The following is a 2,712-nucleotide window of genomic DNA, read 5'->3' as shown; positions in this document are numbered from 1 at the left end:
AAGCGCGCGCGAACGGAAGGTGGGCATCAATACAGGCTCCTTGGGATTTTCGATTCTTCTTGTGTGGACGTCGAGGTCCAGAGCCGATTGAACACGCTTCTCGCGTATGCAGCAACCAAAAGCGGAATTACAACCGCACTGCGGCAGGCCGCCAAATGCCGCAGGGCGATAAATATAGAGGCTGCGTGGGAGGGGCGACGGCGCGGCTTAGTTGCGAAGTTCGCCGCCGATCACCGGGCCGAACAGTTCCCAATGGTCACCGGAGAACCGCATCATCCGGAGCTGCTCGATCGGATGGAAGTCGTCCGCAGCGGTGCTCACCGTGATGCCCGGCAGCAGGGTGTCGGGTGCGTAGCCCTGAAGGCTGGCGGCCTGCTTCATGATGTTGGCACGGCTGAGATCGTCGCCGGCGCGGCGCAGCACTTCGGCGAGGCATTGCGCCGCGCCATAGCCGTAGGCCACCGAATTGTCGCCGCGGTCGACGTCCGGTGCATAGGCGTCGAGGAAGGCGTGGAACCGCTTCATGCCCGGATCGTCGCGCCACTGCGGATCGGCCGCGTCCTTGTTATAGGCGGCCGACACCAGCCCCTGGGCGGCGTCGACGCCGGCGGGCCGGATCACCGCGGCGATCGAGGCCGACACCAGCGCCTGCACATACAGCGGATGCCACTCCAGCGTGGCGGCGGCGCGGATGCTCTGGGCGGCGAATTTCGGCGTGGTGATCGAGACGAACACGTCGGCGCTCGAGGCCTTCATCCGTGCCACATGGTTGTCGACCGACGGCTCGGTGACCTCGTAGCTCTCTTCTGCGGTGATCATCGACGTGGCCCGATCGCCGAACCCGTCCTTTAGGCCCTTGAGCAGATCGCGGCCGAGATCGTCGTTCTGGTACAGCACCGCGATCCGTGCGGTCGGCTTGGTGGTCAGGATGAACTTGGCATAGACCCGGCCTTCGGTCTGGTACGGCGGCTGCCAGCCCATCGTCCAGGGAAATGCCTTGGGATCGCCGAACCGGGTCGCACCGCTGGCGGCGAACAATTGCGGCACCTGCTTGAGGTTGAGATATTTCTGGATCGCGGCGTTGGACGGCGTGCCCATTGCGCTGAACACCATCAGCACCTCGTCGCGCTCGACCAGCTTGCGCACCTGCTCGACCGCCTTGGCGGGATTGTAGCCGTCGTCATACGAAATGAACTCGATCTGCCGGCCGTTGATGCCGCCCTGATCGTTGATCATCCTGAAATAGGCCTGCTCGATCCGGCCGACGATCGAATAGGCGGATGCCGGTCCCGAATACGGCATCAGATTGCCGATGCGGATGGTTGCGGCGCCTGTCCCCGCAGGGTTCTCGGCGCGGGCCGGAGAGGCGAAGGCGAGAACGGCGGCGGACAGCGCCAGCAGCGCGCCTCGGCGCGCACGGCAAAAGCTCAAGGATGACATGGCTCGATCGGATCGTGGGCGCGCGCAGGCCGCGGCGCACTTCGTTGGCGTCCTGCATACGCCCGCCATGCCTTTCGGGACACCCTCCGATCGGGCAACAGCTCCGCTGACGGTGCAGGGGCCCGCAACGCCATAGAGCGGGCAAAGAAAAAGCCCCTCGCGAACGGGTCGCGAGGGGCTGGCAGTGGTCGGTGCGGGCGGGTTATGCCCGCCGGCCGAGTTTGTGCACCCAGTTCTGCACCGTGTAGGCGATCTGCCGCGAGCCGTGCGGCAGCAGGAAGATGATCAGGACGAGGATCACGCCGAACACCGCGCCGGACAGGCCTTTGGAGAAGCCTTCCGCGATGTTCGGCACGAACACGATGAACGCCGCACCGACGATCGAGCCCGGCAGCCAGCCGACGCCGCCGACCACCCTGCCGAGGAACAGCGCGATCGCGAGCTGGATGGTGTAGCTGTCCGGCGCGACGAACTGCACCGCGATGGCGCCGAGGCCGCCGGCGACGCCGGTGATGCCGGCGCTGATGCCGAACGCCAGCGTCTTGTAGCGCGCCACGTCCACGCCCATCGCCGAAGCCGCGATTTCGTTGTCGCGGATCGCCATCATGGCCCGGCCGGAGCGCGACTTCAGCAGGTTGACCGAGGCGACGTAGATCGCCATCGAGACCACCAGCACGAAGTAGTACAGCCACATGTCCTGGGACATCGGCAGGCCGAACGGCGCGTCTGGCTTGGTGATGACCAGACCCTGGACGCCGCCGGTCCAGTGCTCGAAGTAGTGCAGCTTGAGCAGCTGCGGCATCGCGGTGGCGAGCGCGAAGGTCGCGAGCGCCAGATAGATGCCGCTCAATCGCAGCGCCGGCAGGCCGAACAGATAGCCGCAGATGAAGCAGATCGCGCCGGAGATCGGCAGCGTCAACGCATAGTTGACGCCGAAGTTCTCCATCAGGATCGCCGAGGTGTAGGCGCCGACCGCGTAGAACGCGCTCTGGCCGAGCGAGAACTGGCCGGAGCCGCCGGTCAGGATGTTCAGCGCCAACACGGCGATGGCGTAGATCAGAACCATCGTCATCTGGAAGATGATGAAGTTCTTGGCGACCAGCGGGGCGAGACACAGCAGCAGCACCACCACGACCGAGGCGGTGTTGCCGAGCGCCATGTACTTCTTCGGCGTGGTCTCGACCGGTTGGGTATCGTTGACGATTTCCTGGAGTGCGCTCATGTTCAGACTCGCTTGACGAAGGTGCGGCCGAACAGGCCCAGGGGTTTCCC

The 2,712-nt window shown here is 65.2% G+C and carries 2 protein-coding genes; both read right to left on the bottom strand.

Going from position 1 to position 2,712, the window contains the following annotated elements; translation table 11 throughout:
• Positions 1–207: 207 nt before the first annotated feature.
• Positions 208–1,440 (bottom strand): ABC transporter substrate-binding protein, encoded by a 1,233-nt coding sequence (locus DYI24_RS24720; RefSeq protein ID WP_164574204.1) that lies wholly within the window; start codon positions 1,438–1,440, stop codon positions 208–210.
• Positions 1,441–1,642: 202 nt separating this feature from the next.
• Entirely contained in the window at positions 1,643–2,662 is a 1,020-nt protein-coding gene (locus DYI24_RS24715; protein WP_164574203.1) for a branched-chain amino acid ABC transporter permease, read from the bottom strand.
• Positions 2,663–2,712 lie beyond the last annotated feature (50 nt).

This window comes from Rhodopseudomonas sp. BR0C11 (genome assembly GCF_010820945.1).
GTDB lineage: Bacteria > Pseudomonadota > Alphaproteobacteria > Rhizobiales > Xanthobacteraceae > Rhodopseudomonas > Rhodopseudomonas palustris_H.
Note: the sequence above shows the minus strand (reverse complement) of the source record. Positions and strands in the feature narration are given on the sequence as shown.

Coding starts and splice junctions, on each gene's coding strand:
- DYI24_RS24720 (WP_164574204.1), bottom strand. CDS start 1,440: ATGTCATCCTTGAGCTTTTGCCGTGCGCGCCGAGGCGCGCTGCTGGCG.
- DYI24_RS24715 (WP_164574203.1), bottom strand. CDS start 2,662: ATGAGCGCACTCCAGGAAATCGTCAACGATACCCAACCGGTCGAGACC.